The sequence below is a fragment of the Streptomyces sp. ITFR-16 genome, assembly GCF_031844705.1.
GTDB lineage: Bacteria > Actinomycetota > Actinomycetes > Streptomycetales > Streptomycetaceae > Streptomyces.
This window is the reverse complement of sequence record NZ_CP134609.1, coordinates 3,955,489-3,969,004: the sequence shown is the minus strand read 5'-3', so window position 1 is coordinate 3,969,004 and position 13,516 is coordinate 3,955,489. Positions and strand designations below refer to the sequence as shown.

Genomic DNA, 13,516 nt, shown 5'->3' with positions numbered 1-13,516 from the left:
TTAACTCTGCGTAGCTGGCAGCTGGCTTAGGGGGTGGGTGTGGAGTGGCTGTTTCCGGGGGTTCCCGGGGTGCGGAGAGGGATGCTTCCCCAGCCTCCCCATGGTCCCCAACTGGGGTGTTGTCGCTGATCAGGATGGGTGGGGCGAGTTGGGGAGGCGGTTGGGGAGAACTCCCCAGGATGTGCGCGACTCCCCAACTGCTTCCCCGTCACCGTGTGTCGCCTTATCCGGCGTTCTCGGTGCCTTCGGTGTCGTCGGTGCGGGCTTCGATGGCGGCGAAGAGGCGGGCGCGGGAGATCATCTGGTTGCCGTTGTACTTCCGGGGCTCGGCACCGAACGGCTTGAGGGCCTGCACCAGGTCGGAGGCGGACCACGACTTGTAGACCTCGGGCCACCGCTGCGCGAGGTGCTGGCGGACCTCGTCGGACTTCATCCGCTCCTCGCTGCCGAGGACCGCGGCCACGTCGGCGAGGTGGTCGACCTCCCGCACCGGCGCCTGTGAGCCGCGGGCGGTGCCCACGCCGGCGCGCAGGGCCTTGGCCCGCTCCGCGATGGCTTCGGCGTCCTCGGGGCCGATGTAGTGGGTCCGGGCCGTGACGGAGGGCTGGCCGGGGGCGAGCTTGACCCCGTCGCCGGCCACCACGAGGGTGCCCTTGTCCAGCCCCTGGCGCAGCTTGTGCGGGGCGGCGCCGGCGTCGACCGCGGAGTCACCCACGGCCATGCGGGCCTGCGACTCGGTGCCCAGCACGAGGGAGGCGCGGATGTGGTTGCCCTCGCGGGAGCGCTTGGGCAGGTTCTCGTTGGTCGGGTCCTGGGTGCCCTCCCAGGTGGTGACGTTCACCGCGCGTCCCTGGTCGTGGATCTTCTTCACGGCCTGGAAGTAGCGGCTGTCCGCCTTCGACCCCCCGAACGGGGCGCCCTTGCGGACCGTGCCCTTCTCGGTGACGAACGTCTCCTGAGCACCGGAGCCGTAGGCCACCTGCGCCTCATCGACCACGAGGACCAGGGGGTTGAAGCGCGGGTCGGCCAGGATCTTGTCCTGACTCCAGCCCTTCGCGGTCAGCGACCGCATCACGGCGATCCGGTCGGCCATCTCCGCTACGCCTTCCTCGATCATCTCCGTGGTCTGGATGACGTGGTCGTCGGTGGGGCCCTGGATGAGGACGGTGGCGATGCCGTCGAACATCTGCCAGTCGCCCACGCCCTTGAGGTCAGCGATCCGGAACTCCACCCGAGGGTCCAGCGCGAGCCACAGGGCCAGCGCCCGCAGCGAGGCGGTCTTGCCCTGGTTGGACAGGCCGGTGATGAGCATGTGCTTCTGCCACAGCGAGACCAGCACCGCATCCCCGCGCAGATCGACACCCCACGGGGCCCGCCCGCGGTGCATGTCCGCGGTCGCGTCCGGGTCGGTGACCAGCGGCGAGGGCCCGATGGGCTGGTCCAGCGCACCGGAGTCCGCAATCCACATCCGAACCGTGCGCGGGGCCGGGGGGAGCGTCATGTGCAGTTCGTGTTCGTGGCGGGACAGGTTCTCCGCGAGCTTGCGCCGCTTGCCCAGCACCTCTTCGGTGCTGACTCCGGAGGGGAGGGTGACGTCGACTTCGACGCCGCACCCGGCCAGGGTGATGGGGCCGAGCATGCCGGCCGCACCGTCGGCCATCTCCTTGATGGCCTTGCGCAGCGAGGAAATCCCCAGATCAGCAAGGGCCTTGACGACCACCGACGGGGTCACCGGAACATCGTCCACGGTGCCGGTTGTGGGGCGGGCCCAGGCGGGTGCGGTCTGCTGCTGCTGACCGGCCCGCCACAGGTGCGACAGTCCGGCCAGCAGTGCGAGCGCGAGCGCGGGCCCCCAGGCGATGGAGACGAACCAGCACAGGGCCCGGACCGCGTCGACCGCGGCCAGCGTCGGCGCGACCAGGTCGTGCGCGTCGTGGTTGTGGATGGCCATGCAGGCACCGAGCAGCAGTAACGCACCCTCCGTGCAGGCGGTGCCGATCGCCGCGGACTTGGCCATCTGCGGAACACCGCTGATCAGGTCCATCCGCCGTCGGTGGCGGTCGGTGCGGAAGCGGTCCGCTTTCTCCTGCCACTCCGCGGCGAGTTCCTGGTTTCCCGCAGCGACCGCGGCGGCCCTCATCTGGTGATGGACCGCCACCGTCCGGCCCTGCCACGTCCGCCGCGCCACCACACCCGCCCCACCGACCACGTACATGGAGTGGCGGACCGCGGCACGGGCCCCGGCCCGGGTCCGCTCGTGCGTGACAGCGCCCCGCATAACGCGGCCGGAGCGCACCCACAGCGGCACCGGCACCACCGGCACGGGGTCGGGCACCACCCTGAGAACGGGCGGAACGGGCTCGGTGTTGGGGGCGTTCTTGTGGAGGCTGATGACGTTGTCGGACATGATGAAACGTGCTCCTGTCTGCCCCCGGTGGGGCGAGAAGGGGTGAGGGATGGGGGCGGCCGGTGCCGGCCAAGGAATCCGGCCGCCCCCGGTCAGTTCTCCGCCCGCAGAACGGCACGCTCGGCGCGACGAACCGCGTCCTCCGCAGCCCGGCGGGCCTGACGGGCCGCGGCCCGGTCGGCCCGGGGTGCGGTGCGCTCGGCGGCCTTGGCGTTGGCGAGGGCCTGGCGGGCGTCGGCCTGCACCTGGTGCAGGGCCCGCAGTTCCTGTGCGCCGCGCTCGGCGGCCCGCTGGTCGATCTTCTCCATGCGGGTGATGAGGGCGGGGTCGACGCAGTCGGCGAGGGCCTGGCGGAAGCCCTTGCGGAACAGCCGGTTGCGTTCGCGCTTCTCAGCCGGGGTGTAGCTGTGCATGGGTGCCTCCGAGGGTGGGGGCCGGGCTGTCCGGCCCTCCGCCCGCCCGGCATGGTGTCCGGGCGGACAGAGGGCCGTCAGCGGCGGCGACGGCCCCGGGACACCGCCTTGGCCGCGGCCTTGCCCTCACTGCCGCCCACGGAGCGGACGACGGTGACGACGCCCCAGGCCATGACCGCGGCGAGGAACGCGAGCAGGGCGAGGTTCGCGGCGATCGCGGTGAGGACGCCGACCAGCAAGGGGCCGAAGTACACCCCGGCGGCGACGGTGCCGGCGCCGATGCCGGAACCGAGGGCGAGGCGCTGAACGGTGCGGTCCGGCGGGGCGTGGTGGATGTGCTGGACGATGTTCTGCGGCCCCGTCTGCGGGGCGGGCAGGTCCGCCGGGTCGGCGTAGGTGTAGGTGCCGTCCGGGAGCTGGACGACGGTCAACGCCCGGGGTGCGGGCAGGTTGGGGTCCATGCGGTTCCTTCCACGGGCAGAGCGGGGGTGTGCGGGAGTGCCCCGGGCCGGATTCGATCCGGCACCCTCACGGCTGCGATGCCGGGGCTGACGTGCGTGTATGGGTCAGTCGTCGTCGCGGTCGATGTGGACGGTGCCGTGGAATACGCCGCCGGTGATGCCGTGGTTCTGGCCGCCGAAGTGGCCGCCGGTCACGGCGCCGCCCGCGTCCTGCGCGGCCTGCTGGATGTCGGACAGGCTGTCGGTGTCGGTGTCGACGGTGACGTTCCCGAAACGGATCTTCACTGGGTTTCCTGCTCTCTCGTTGCCGTGGTGACGGGGACGGGGCGGGGCGCGGGTGGTTAGCGGCCGGTGACGGGCTTGCCGGACTTCAGGTACGCCTGGGCGCGGCGCATCTCGTCGCGGGTCAGGGTCACGTTCATGGCGGTCTTGGTGCCGCCAAGGTTCTTGCCGACGATCGCGGCGGCGAGAGCGGCCTGAGCGCACTGCTTGTCGGTCTTGCGGGCCATGTCCAACTCCTCATCGAGTGGTTGGAGCCCCGGGGCCGGGGCCTCCCCGCCGCCCCCAGCCCGGCGAGGGACTGGGGGTGACAGGCAGGTACCGGGTTCAGGCAGCGGCCAGGGCGAGCGCGGCGAGCACGAGGGCGAGGACGTGGGCGGTCTGGTCGACGTGCGCCGCCCCACCGTGCGCGGCCCACGAGGTCTGGCCGGTGTGGGTCATCCACCACTGCACCGGCCACCGCCGGTCGATGAACGCATGCGTTCCACCGATCCAGACCAGCGTCGCCACGACGACCGGGACGGACAGGGCCACGCCGTCCAGGACAGCCGCACCGAGCGCCAGAGCCACCGCGCAGGTGAGGACGTGCGTACCGGCGTGGCGGAGGTTCGCGGCCCATCCGGCGGCGCACCGGTCGGCCTTGTGAGCGGCTTGGTGGTCAGTCTGGAAGGGGTAGTCGGCCAGCAAGTGACCGAGGTAGAGCAGGACGAAGAGGGAAGCGAACACGGCAGTGTCCTTCCAGGTCAGGAAGTCAGCGAAGGAGAGTCGGCGCAGGGCACGCAGGTGCCGAGCGAGCGCGGGATGCAGTACCCGGCATCCCGCCGGCACGCGGGGCAGGTACGCCGAGCCCGCATCGCCTTGGCGAGGGCGGCGGTACGGCCCGGGGTCATGGGCCGTACCGGGCGGGCGAGGTCGATGCGGTAGAGGTAGGCGATCAGCGGTTCGCGGCGGCGCCGCGGCCGGCAGACGACAGCGGCGACGTCCTGACCACCGGGCCGCAGCCCCATCGCGCGAAGCTGCCGACGGGTGGCCAGACCGTCCGGGGCGAGGCGCCACCGGTACTCCGGCAGCGCGCCCATCACGCCACCCGCTTCCAGGCCGCCCGCAGACGGACCTCGGATGCCGAGTGCCCAGCGGCGCGGAAGCGGGTGGCCATCTCCCGGTACGACAGGGCGGGCGTCTCGCTGGTGCGGATGTCGTCCACCAGCGCGTCCAGCGCCCCATCCGTGAGCGCCGGTGCGGGCTCCAGGGCGGGGACCGGGTCGGTGGGGCCCCAGACGGGGAGTTCCCAGCGGGGCGTGACGCCGGGCGTGACGGGCCGCGTCACGCTGGTCAGCGCCGTTGCGGTGCCCTCGCCGTTGCGGGCGGTCTCCAGCGTCGACCAGGCCCGGGAGAGGGTCTTGGCGGTGTCTGCCTGGACGTGTGCGACGCGGGCACCGGCCTGCGTCACGGCCGTCAGCCGGGTCTCCTCCGTGGCGGCTTCGGCCCGGAGGCGGGCGCGGGCGACGGCGGCTTCGTCGCGGGCTTCCTGCTGGATACCCCGGATCGAGCCCAGCGCGGACGGGGTGAGCGCGGTCCGCTCCCAGAGCCCGTGCACCAGCCACAAGGCTTTCGCGGCGATCGGGAGCCAGGCGACGGCCAGCCACGCGCCGGCCGACTCCTCGGCGAGGGCGTGGGCGACCAGTACGCCGGTGGCGATGAGGCCGAAGCCCCACCCGACCGCGGCCACGGTCCGGCTGTGGTCGCCCTGGGCGGCGAGGCGGCGTTCGTAGGCGAGGGTGGCCAGCCACCCGCCGTCGATCCCCAGACCGACGACCAGGGCGACCAACCACGGCATCACCGGGCTGAGCCACATCACGACCACAGCCAGCGTGAGGACCATGGACACCGCCGTCATCGCGACAGCGGGAAGAACTGTCTTCACCCTCATGCCGCACCGCCCTTTCCGTAGAGGAACCGGAAGAGAGCAAGCTGCAACTCCACCCAGTCCAAGCCGTTGGCAAGCTCGGGGTAGCCGTGCCGAACGAGCACATCGGCCACGTCGATGGACAGGCCCCGGGTGAACCGGGCGTCGTCGTCGGGCTGCGGGTTGAGGGGGTAGGCGCGGTCACTCATGCCGCACCGCCCGGCTGCACCGTGGCGGTGCGGTTGCTCAGGTCGCGACGGGCGGCCATGACCCGGTTGCGGGCCCGGCGGATGCGCCGCTCGTCCAGCTCGCTGGCCGGGCGGTCGATGGTCATGATCTGGGCGTCGAGCAGCTCGACCTCCGCCCGGATGAGCGGCATCTCGTGCTCGATCGCGTCCAGCTCGGCGGCCGGCGGCTCGAAGTCGAGCGACGCGGCCGTAACAAGGTCCTGAAGTGCAGCGATAGTCTTCATGGGTCGTTGTCTCCCTGGCAGGTGAGACGGCCCGAACAGCGGCTCCGGTGTTCCAGCACCGGAGCCGCCCGCCGTCGAAGTCGGTAATCCGGCTCCCCTCAGCGCCGCACGTACGAGACGTGCGGCGGAGGCAACCGGCCGCAGCTCGAACGCTGCGGATAAAGCAAATCGCGCTGTACTCACACGGAGAGCCCGTGTGGCCGCCTACTTGGCCGAGGAGAGGCGGCGTTATCCCATTCAGTTGTCAAAGAGCCGGCGCTTCCTTGGAGCCCGTTTCACGGAGCCCTCCGGGCGGCGGACACAGGTGTGTCGGGCGCCCTCCGCTCAAGCGATCCGACCGGCGGGCACATCCCTAAGGTTCCCTAGGGTTCCCTGTGGTGTCAAGCAGTAAGGTAGGGAACCTCAGGGATGTTCACGCGAAGGAGCAAGCGAAATGGCAGGCCAGGCCGACAATCGGGCGCCTTACGCAAAGATTGCCGCTCACTACTCAGAGCTGATCTCGTCCGGCGAGTTGCGGCCGGGGACGCTCCTGCCGAGCATCAAGAACCTCGCCGAAGAGTGGAAGGTCAGCACCGCCACGGCGGAGAAGGCCCTGCGGAAGCTGCGTAGCGAGGGCCTAGTCCGAGGTATCCACGGAATCGGCACCGAAGTCCTGGATCAGCCGGCCCCGATGTCCTCGGGGGCCCAGCGACAGGACCGGGGACGCCGTACCGGCTCCAGCTGGGGGACGGGCGAACGGTCCGACTCGCACCAGGCAGCGGTTGTGCCGGCACCCGCCGACGTGGCGCAGGCCCTGGACATCAAGCCCGGCTCGAAGGTCGTACGGCGTAGCCGCGTGTACCGGGACCGGCACGGCATCGTCGCTCACAGCACGTCGTGGATTCCCGCTCGGTACGGGAAGCTTGTGCCGCAGCTGGCTGAGAGCGAGCGCTTGACGGGTGGCACGTCACTCCAGCTCATTGCACACGCGACCGGCCACCCGATCACTCGCCGCATCGATACGGCGTCGTCCCGCCGCCTCACGCCAGAGCACGCGCGGCTTTTGGAACTGGACCCGGAGAACCCGCCGACCGACCCGGTGGTCGTGATGACCGCGAAGTTCCTCGACAGCGAGGACACTGTCGTGGAGTACGGCGTCGACCTCGGTGCCCCAGGTCGTACGTGGCGCACCGAAACGGAGGTCACCCTGTGACCAGCGCGAACACCACACCTGCGAAGGAGCCAGAAGGGCGAGAGGGTGCCGCCTACGCGGCCAGGCCCAGTGGTGCCACAGCGCCAGGAACCGAAACCAAGGCAGCAGTCATTTCACGAGCCATGACGCAACCGCCGCCCACACGTCGCCCGTTCTGCGTGCTGATGGCCGGACTCCCCGGCTCCGGGAAGACCACGCTGTCCCGCGCCCTGACGGATCGAGGATTCGTCCGCTTGTGCCCGGACGAGGAGATGTTCCGACGACACGGCGTCTACGGGGTCGACTTCCCCCGTGGCGTCTTCCCCACTCTGGAACGGCCCGTGCTCGAAGACGTTGCGCTCGACCTTCAAGCAAAGCTCAAGGCGGGGCACGACGTCGTAGTCGATCACGGTTTCTGGACCCCAGAGGACCGGGCCAAATGGCAAGCCATCGCCACCGATGCCGGCGCGATCCCCCTGCTCGTCTACCTTGCTGCGAGCCATGAAGAACTGTGGGCGAGGGTCAGCAAGCGAAACGAGTTTCACGCGAACGACCCGAATTCGATCTATTTCGCGGAAAGCGACCTTCAGCGTTACCGCACCCGGTTCGTCCCGCCCACTTCAGATGAGCCGCACTTGCTGTGCAAGGGAAACCCCCTCGTGGTCCTCCGGGCCCTGCAAGGGTCTGACCATTAGTATGTCTGAGGTGACGTACTGGTAAGTGGGACGCCCGCACCGCTTCGCGTTGCTTGCTTCCCTCGGGTGGATTATACCGAAGTCGTATCCATGGCGGGCCGGTGTCATTCCCGAGTGCGTCGCCAAAGGGGCTCATCCGGACGGGTTCGAGTATTTCACTTGCAGTTCTCGTTGAACCATTCATCCATGGCTGAGGAAATGACGTCCCCTGTGTAGCACTGACGGCCGTAATCGTAATTGAGCAGCTTCTTATTGTGGTCGTTTAGGTTCTCGTAAAAAGCAGACGACGTCACGAGGGCGGGCACGTTCCAGCTGCTGTTACCGTGGTTGGCGAGCTTGGCTGCGTGATTCACGACGTCCCCCATGTAGACCACATCGTTAATCCCGCTCCCGTTGTAGCCCGCCTTGATCATCAGGGCTCGCCCCCAGGACATACCGATGCCCACCTTGATCGGTGTTGCATATTGCGCTCTTTGCATTTCATAGTTCAGGATCTTTGCCATGGAGTTCGCCTGGGCCGCCATGGAGAATACCCCGTCGATGTCGCGTGTGTATGGGGTATTCACCACCGCCCAAGTGGCGTCACCTGCGATATTGACCTCGCGAGTGTTTACGTCGCTGTTGAAGATGGCAACAAGCTCGGAAAGGTAGGCGCGATAAATTCGCGCCAGCCGGGGTCGCTTGTAGTGCTTAGGGAGTTGGGATGACTCTCGAATGTCTACAAAGATGGCTGAGCAGTTAGCGTAGAACCCGTTTGAAAAGGTCAGCTTGCTTCGGTCTGGAAGTGAGTCTGCTTCTTCGAAGCTTTGTGATCCGGTCAGATACTCTCGAATTCGCGCAGCGCTCGCAGTGTGGCTGTACGGCTTGTAGTTGCTGTCCATTTGGCACCACCGTTCTAGTTGATTACACGAAGCGCTGCCGTGATAGCTAGCAGGGGGAGCGCGACGAGAAGGAATCGAATTGATCGTCCTCCCCATATGTACTTCTTGTGTGCCACCTTCGCGTTGGCCCACCCTTGTCCTGCGATCTCGGTGACGAGAGCTTCGGCGTCTTGTGTGAGAGCGATCAGGGACTCGGCGTAGGTTCCGCTAGCTGCATGCCCTCGGGCAATATGGTGGAAATAGAGCAGGCTGGTGGGTTCTTCCGACATCTTGAGGCGAGGCCAGAGAACCAGACCGGCGCACGCCCCCGCCCCGACAACCGCGAGCCCGCAGAACATAGAACTGAAGATCAGCCAACTGGACGGCGAGCTGACGTCCTTGACGATGTTGAAGAGCACTCCGCCGGTGAGGCCAGCAGCAGCCAATGCAGCGGCGGCTTTGGTCTCGGCGTGCTTGATCCAATCTATGACCAACCCCAACGCCTTCCAGGCGTGGTCGGCGTTGGGGGCAGGCTTGGGAGCAGGAGGCGGTTCCGTCACGCCACCATCATCCATCGCACCACCGACAATCGGGGCGGGGTGAGCGCAACCAGTCTTCATGCATGACTCATCGAGCTCGCCAGCCCTGCGGCAGGCCAAGCCCACGAGCACGGACTTCAGTTGCCGTTGCCCGTTTGAACGGGCCCCTGTCGAGTCGAGCTAGCGCCGTGAGGACGCTCGTTGGTGTCAGGCATCCTGAGGGCTTCGGGACGAAGAGACTGCCCCGGAGGGGATGACTAGAGCCAACCGGTGCCGCCGTGGGCCATTCACGGGCCGGGTGTTAGCTCAAGGGGCTTGTGCACGCCGGAGGTGCACGTCAGAGAGGTTCCGTCTGGGTAGGCGGCACGGTCTTGAAAACCGTCGTCGCAGCGATGTGACCGTGGGTTCAAATCCCACACCCACCGCAGGTGCACGGCCCCGACCAGGTCAATCGGTCGGGGGCCGTTCGCATGCCCGGAGCCGGGGAGGCCGGTCAGCGTGGGGGTTCGCAGCGGGTGGCCGTGAGGCGGGAGGCGGAGGCGATCGTGGCGCGGGCCTCGTGTTCGGGGAGGCCGGTGCGGACGGCGGCCCGGGTGAGGGCGTCGGCCAGGGCTTCGCCGAAGCCGTGTTCGTAGGCGCGGCAGGCGGCCCAGAAGAGCCGGGTGTTGCGCTGTCCCTCGTCCGCCGCGAGCACGAAACGGATCAGGCCCTGGCCCTGGTCGGGACGGCCCGGGCGGTCGGGGTGGTCCGGGTGCCGGCGGCGGGGCGGTGGGGTCAGCAGGTCCAGGAGCGCGGGCGGGCAGGGCGCCGGAGGGAGGCTGTCGGTGCCGGGGACCAGGCGGTAGGTGCCGTGGGCGGTGACCGAGCCGGGGCCGACCAGGTAGCCGCCCGTGCCGCGGATGTCGATCCCGGGGGCGAGGCGGCCGGCGGAGTTGGGCACGGTAGTGCCGGGCGGGCCGGACAGCCAGATGTGCCGGCCGCCGCTCGGGGTGAGCACGGTCACCGTCGGCGGGATAGTGAACAGATGCTGGAGGGCCAGCTGTTGCAGGGCCGCCCCGGAGTCGTTCCGGCCGGTGGTGTCGATGTCGAGGTCGACACCGATGAGGTGGTGCGGGGCCCGGCCGCAGGCGATGCCGTAGCCGGTGGCCCAGGGGGCGGCGGCGAAGAGGGCGCGTACGGCGGCGGGGTCGGTGGTGGCGTCGTGGACGCCGTGGCCGGGCCGGCCGCAGGCGCCCCGGCAGCCGGACGGGCGGTCCTCGTCGTGGTGGGGGGAGCGCAGGGCGGGGAGCTTGGTGGCGGACAGCGGGATGACGGGGAGCCCGTGCTCGGCGGCGGAGAGCGCGTGGGCCAGGGCCAGGGTGGCGGTTCGCCGGTCGGTGGTGGCCATGATTCTATGTTCGTACGAACGTTCGAATAAGGGAAGGGGGAGGCGGTGTGAGGTGGGGCGCGGCGTGCGGTGCTGGAACGCTTCTTCTCCCGTGGGACACGGGCTCCGGCCGCGTACCCGGCTGACCTGGGAGTCTGTGGGGTCTGAGGGTTTATCTGCTCTTCCTCATGCTTGCGGGGGAATCGGAAGGCATGGGCGGTTCGCCGGGGTGGCCCTGGGCAGCTTTGGTCTCGCGACGTCGTGACTATCACCGGGGCGGTCGGTCAATCGGCCCGGGTTCAGCTCTACTTCCGGTTCCTGGAGGAATTGACATGGCAAGCATCCGTACCGCTCGTGCCCTCGCCGTTGTTGCCGCACTGCCTCTCGCCGTCGCTCTCCTCGGCGGCGTGGCCCAGGCCGACAACGGATCGTTCGCGAACGACGGATCCAACGCGGGTGTGGCCACGATCAGCGGCAGCGGAGTCGGCGGGAACAACTCCGGAAACTCGTCGACCTCGCAGCAGCAGGCCGCGGGTTCCGGGGCGTCGAACCAGAGCAACTCCGCCCAGGTGAACGGATCCGCGTTCACGGACATCGACCAGTCCACCCACAATCTGGCGGTGAATTTCACCAACCTCTGGTGAGCGGGCGCCTGTCGCGGCCCGGTCGGGGGGTCGGGTCGCGACGGGGGAGGGACGGCCTGTGCGGCGCCGCTTCGGTGGCGGCGCACAGGCCGTTCGGCGTTCTCCGCCTTGACAGCCGGATGTTTTCTGACGGACAGTCAGAAAGCTTGATTCCCACGCCGTCCCCCCGGGAGGCAGTCGCCGTGCATCTGGCCCCTACCGCGCGCCAGCACCAGCTGCGTGCCGAACTGCGCGCCTACTTCAGCGAGGTGATGTCCGGGGGTGCCCGGGCACCCGCCCAGGCGGACCAGGACCCCGGTGAACAGCGTCGGCTCCTGCGGCGCATCGGCGCCGACGGCATGCTCGGTCTCGGCTGGCCCGTCGAGTACGGCGGTCAGGGCCGGGGAGCCGACGAGCAGTTCGTGTTCTTCGACGAGGCCTACCGGGCGGGTGCCCCCGTCTCCATGGTCACTCTCAACACGGTCGGCCCCACCCTGATGAAGTACGGGACGCGGGAGCAGAAGGAGTACTTCCTGCCCCGGATCCTGGCCGGTGAGACCGTCTTCGCCATCGGCTACAGCGAACCGGAGGCCGGCACCGATCTCGCCGCCCTGCGCACCCGGGCCGTCCGGGACGGCGACGCCTGGGTGATCGACGGGCAGAAGATCTTCACCAGCAACGCGCAGAACGCGGACTGGATCTGGCTCGCCTGCCGTACGGATCCGGACGCGCCCAGGCACCGGGGCATCTCGATCGTGCTCGTGCCGACGGACGCGCCCGGCTTCTCCTGGACCCCCATCGGGACCGTGGGCGGACTGACCACGACCGCCACCTACTACGACGGCGTACGGGTGCCCGCCACCGCGCTGGTCGGCGCCGAGAACGACGGCTGGGGGCTGATCACCAACCAGCTGAACCACGAACGGGTGGCGCTCGCGGCGATCGGCATGCAGGCCGAGGACTTCTACGAGGCGGCGCTCACCTTCGCCCGCACCCCCGACCCCGTGACCGGGCGGCGGCCGGCTGACGAGCCGTGGGTTCGTTCCGGGCTGGCCGAGGCGTACGCCCGGCTCGCGGCGACGCGCCTGCTCAACTGGCGGCTGGTGGGGGACGTCGGAGCCGGTGCGCTGGCACCCGGAGAGGCGAGCGGCGTGAAATTCGTGGGCACCGAAAGCGCCGTGGAGGTCTACCGGATGTGCCAGGAGATCACGGGCGACGCCGGGCTGATCCGAGGCGGCTCACCGGGCGCGTTCGGAGACGGGGAGCTGGAGCGGATGAACAGGGCGGCGCAGATCAACACCTTCGGGGGCGGGGTGAGCGAGGTGCAGCGCGAGATCGTCGCCACGATGCGGCTCGGCATGAAGAGGGGGAAGCGGTGACGGACGCAGGGGACGCGCACCGGGCCGTCCAGCACGCCGACGACGAGCTGTACGAGCGGCTCAGGGCGTACGAGGGCCGGCCCGCCGCCACCGGGGGCGTCGGCAAGGACCTCGTCAACGAGGCGATGATCAGGCACTGGTGCGAGGCGATGGGGGACACGAATCCGGCCTACGCGGGTCCCGGCGCCATCGCCCCGCCCACGATGCTCCAGGCCTGGACGATGGGCGGCCTGTCGGGGCACACGGACCGGAGCGGGGCGTACGACGAGCTGTCCGACCTGCTCGACGGCGCCGGGTACACCTCCGTGGTCGCGACCGACTGCGAGCAGGAGTATCTGCGCCCGCTGCGGCCCGGCGACCGGATCACCTTCGACGCCGTCGTCGAGACGGTGTCGGCGCGGAAGACCACCAGGCTCGGCACGGGCTACTTCGTCACCACCCGCATGGACGTCCGCGCACAGGGCGAGCCGGCGGGCACGCACCGCTTCCGCATCCTCAAGTACCGCCCGGCGAAGGCGGGAAGGCGCGGATCCGCGCGGCCCCGGCCGGTGGTCAACCGGGACAACGCCGGGTTCTGGGAGGGCGTGGCGGCGCACCGGCTGCTGATCCAGCGCTGCGGGGCATGCGCCACGCCGCGCTTCCCGTGGCTGCCCGGGTGCAACGCCTGCGGCTCGCCCGAGTGGGACACCGTCGAGGCCTCGGGCGAGGGCACGGTCTTCAGTTACGTCGTCATGCATCATCCGCCCTTTCCCGCCTTCGGCGAATCCGGTGAGGGCGGACCGTACGCGGTGGCGCTGATCGAGCTCGCGGAGGGCGTCCGGATGGTCAGCAATGTGATCGGGCTGCCCTACGACAAGGTGCGGGTGGGCCTGCCGGTGCGGCTGGAATTCCTGCGTACGGACTCCGGTTCGCAGCTTCCGGTGTTCCGGGCGGGTGAGGGCTGAC

The 13,516-nt window shown here is 69.4% G+C and carries 18 protein-coding genes; 5 read left to right on the top strand and 13 right to left on the bottom strand.

Features of this window, described 5'->3' with window-relative positions:
* Positions 1–223: 223 nt before the first annotated feature.
* From RLT58_RS17495 to RLT58_RS17450, 10 genes are all read right to left on the bottom strand, one after another.
* Positions 224–2,407, bottom strand: a complete 2,184-nt coding sequence (locus tag RLT58_RS17495; RefSeq protein ID WP_311311316.1) for an FtsK/SpoIIIE domain-containing protein — start codon at positions 2,405–2,407, stop codon at positions 224–226.
* Positions 2,408–2,499: 92 nt separating this feature from the next.
* Complete coding sequence (locus RLT58_RS17490) at positions 2,500–2,820, bottom strand: hypothetical protein (RefSeq protein ID WP_311311315.1); 321 nt, start codon at positions 2,818–2,820, stop codon at positions 2,500–2,502.
* A gap of 77 nt (positions 2,821–2,897) precedes the next feature.
* Entirely contained in the window at positions 2,898–3,281 is a 384-nt protein-coding gene (locus RLT58_RS17485; protein ID WP_311311314.1) for a DUF6251 family protein, read from the bottom strand.
* A 105-nt stretch (positions 3,282–3,386) separates the two neighbouring features.
* Positions 3,387–3,566 carry a hypothetical protein gene (locus tag RLT58_RS17480; RefSeq protein ID WP_311311313.1) on the bottom strand — a complete coding sequence of 60 codons (180 nt, stop codon included), beginning with the start codon at positions 3,564–3,566 and terminating at the stop codon, positions 3,387–3,389.
* A 56-nt stretch (positions 3,567–3,622) separates the two neighbouring features.
* The gene (locus RLT58_RS17475; protein ID WP_164636516.1) at positions 3,623–3,790 is read right to left on the bottom strand and encodes a hypothetical protein; all 168 of its coding nucleotides are present in this window, start codon (positions 3,788–3,790) and stop codon (positions 3,623–3,625) included.
* A 97-nt stretch (positions 3,791–3,887) separates the two neighbouring features.
* The gene (locus RLT58_RS17470; protein WP_311311312.1) at positions 3,888–4,286 is read right to left on the bottom strand and encodes a DUF3307 domain-containing protein; all 399 of its coding nucleotides are present in this window, start codon (positions 4,284–4,286) and stop codon (positions 3,888–3,890) included.
* A gap of 17 nt (positions 4,287–4,303) precedes the next feature.
* Entirely contained in the window at positions 4,304–4,639 is a 336-nt protein-coding gene (locus tag RLT58_RS17465; RefSeq protein WP_311311311.1) for an RRQRL motif-containing zinc-binding protein, read from the bottom strand.
* Positions 4,639–5,490: a protein spdB gene (locus tag RLT58_RS17460; protein WP_311311310.1), complete on the bottom strand. Its 852-nt coding sequence runs from the start codon at positions 5,488–5,490 to the stop codon at positions 4,639–4,641. Before RLT58_RS17460 ends, RLT58_RS17465 begins: the two co-directional genes overlap by 1 nt.
* Positions 5,487–5,675, bottom strand: a complete 189-nt coding sequence (locus RLT58_RS17455) for a hypothetical protein (protein ID WP_311311309.1) — start codon at positions 5,673–5,675, stop codon at positions 5,487–5,489. The genes RLT58_RS17460 and RLT58_RS17455 overlap by 4 nt, the downstream gene beginning before the upstream one ends.
* Complete coding sequence (locus RLT58_RS17450; RefSeq protein ID WP_311311308.1) at positions 5,672–5,938, bottom strand: DUF6284 family protein; 267 nt, start codon at positions 5,936–5,938, stop codon at positions 5,672–5,674. The genes RLT58_RS17455 and RLT58_RS17450 overlap by 4 nt, the downstream gene beginning before the upstream one ends.
* 433 nt (positions 5,939–6,371) lie before the next feature.
* Here RLT58_RS17450 and RLT58_RS17445 point away from each other — a divergent pair, with 433 nt between their 5' ends.
* Positions 6,372–7,130: a GntR family transcriptional regulator gene (locus tag RLT58_RS17445; RefSeq protein ID WP_311311307.1), complete on the top strand. Its 759-nt coding sequence runs from the start codon at positions 6,372–6,374 to the stop codon at positions 7,128–7,130.
* The gene (locus tag RLT58_RS17440) at positions 7,127–7,804 is read left to right on the top strand and encodes a P-loop nucleotide/nucleoside kinase family protein (protein ID WP_311311306.1); all 678 of its coding nucleotides are present in this window, start codon (positions 7,127–7,129) and stop codon (positions 7,802–7,804) included. Before RLT58_RS17445 ends, RLT58_RS17440 begins: the two co-directional genes overlap by 4 nt.
* Positions 7,805–7,959: 155 nt before the next feature.
* Here the strand turns inward: RLT58_RS17440 and RLT58_RS17435 are convergent, their stop codons facing one another.
* The 3 genes from RLT58_RS17435 to RLT58_RS17425 form a co-directional block, all read right to left on the bottom strand.
* On the bottom strand, positions 7,960–8,685 hold the full coding sequence (locus RLT58_RS17435) for an adenylate/guanylate cyclase domain-containing protein (RefSeq protein WP_311311305.1): 726 nt from the start codon (positions 8,683–8,685) through the stop codon (positions 7,960–7,962).
* A gap of 14 nt (positions 8,686–8,699) precedes the next feature.
* Positions 8,700–9,224 carry a Pycsar system effector family protein gene (locus RLT58_RS17430; RefSeq protein WP_311311304.1) on the bottom strand — a complete coding sequence of 175 codons (525 nt, stop codon included), beginning with the start codon at positions 9,222–9,224 and terminating at the stop codon, positions 8,700–8,702.
* Positions 9,225–9,696: 472 nt separating this feature from the next.
* Complete coding sequence (locus RLT58_RS17425) at positions 9,697–10,590, bottom strand: bifunctional DNA primase/polymerase (RefSeq protein WP_311311303.1); 894 nt, start codon at positions 10,588–10,590, stop codon at positions 9,697–9,699.
* Positions 10,591–10,901: 311 nt separating this feature from the next.
* Between RLT58_RS17425 and RLT58_RS17420 the strand changes: the two genes are divergently transcribed.
* The 3 genes from RLT58_RS17420 (at position 10,902) to RLT58_RS17410 (ending at position 13,515) form a co-directional block, all read left to right on the top strand.
* The gene (locus tag RLT58_RS17420; protein ID WP_311311302.1) at positions 10,902–11,213 is read left to right on the top strand and encodes a hypothetical protein; all 312 of its coding nucleotides are present in this window, start codon (positions 10,902–10,904) and stop codon (positions 11,211–11,213) included.
* A gap of 182 nt (positions 11,214–11,395) precedes the next feature.
* The gene (locus tag RLT58_RS17415; protein ID WP_311311301.1) at positions 11,396–12,571 is read left to right on the top strand and encodes an acyl-CoA dehydrogenase family protein; all 1,176 of its coding nucleotides are present in this window, start codon (positions 11,396–11,398) and stop codon (positions 12,569–12,571) included.
* The gene (locus RLT58_RS17410; protein ID WP_311311300.1) at positions 12,568–13,515 is read left to right on the top strand and encodes a bifunctional MaoC family dehydratase N-terminal/OB-fold nucleic acid binding domain-containing protein; all 948 of its coding nucleotides are present in this window, start codon (positions 12,568–12,570) and stop codon (positions 13,513–13,515) included. The genes RLT58_RS17415 and RLT58_RS17410 overlap by 4 nt, the downstream gene beginning before the upstream one ends.
* Position 13,516: the final 1 nt, after the last annotated feature.

Excerpts from the sequence above, each read along its gene's own strand:
- RLT58_RS17495 (WP_311311316.1), bottom strand. The coding sequence starts at position 2,407 with ATGTCCGACAACGTCATCAGCCTCCACAAGAACGCCCCCAACACCGAG.
- RLT58_RS17490 (WP_311311315.1), bottom strand. The coding sequence starts at position 2,820 with ATGCACAGCTACACCCCGGCTGAGAAGCGCGAACGCAACCGGCTGTTC.
- RLT58_RS17485 (WP_311311314.1), bottom strand. The coding sequence starts at position 3,281 with ATGGACCCCAACCTGCCCGCACCCCGGGCGTTGACCGTCGTCCAGCTC.
- RLT58_RS17475 (WP_164636516.1), bottom strand. The coding sequence starts at position 3,790 with ATGGCCCGCAAGACCGACAAGCAGTGCGCTCAGGCCGCTCTCGCCGCC.
- RLT58_RS17465 (WP_311311311.1), bottom strand. The coding sequence starts at position 4,639 with ATGGGCGCGCTGCCGGAGTACCGGTGGCGCCTCGCCCCGGACGGTCTG.
- RLT58_RS17460 (WP_311311310.1), bottom strand. The coding sequence starts at position 5,490 with ATGAGGGTGAAGACAGTTCTTCCCGCTGTCGCGATGACGGCGGTGTCC.
- RLT58_RS17455 (WP_311311309.1), bottom strand. The coding sequence starts at position 5,675 with ATGAGTGACCGCGCCTACCCCCTCAACCCGCAGCCCGACGACGACGCC.
- RLT58_RS17450 (WP_311311308.1), bottom strand. The coding sequence starts at position 5,938 with ATGAAGACTATCGCTGCACTTCAGGACCTTGTTACGGCCGCGTCGCTC.
- RLT58_RS17445 (WP_311311307.1), top strand. The coding sequence starts at position 6,372 with ATGGCAGGCCAGGCCGACAATCGGGCGCCTTACGCAAAGATTGCCGCT.
- RLT58_RS17435 (WP_311311305.1), bottom strand. The coding sequence starts at position 8,685 with ATGGACAGCAACTACAAGCCGTACAGCCACACTGCGAGCGCTGCGCGA.
- RLT58_RS17425 (WP_311311303.1), bottom strand. The coding sequence starts at position 10,590 with ATGGCCACCACCGACCGGCGAACCGCCACCCTGGCCCTGGCCCACGCG.
- RLT58_RS17420 (WP_311311302.1), top strand. The coding sequence starts at position 10,902 with ATGGCAAGCATCCGTACCGCTCGTGCCCTCGCCGTTGTTGCCGCACTG.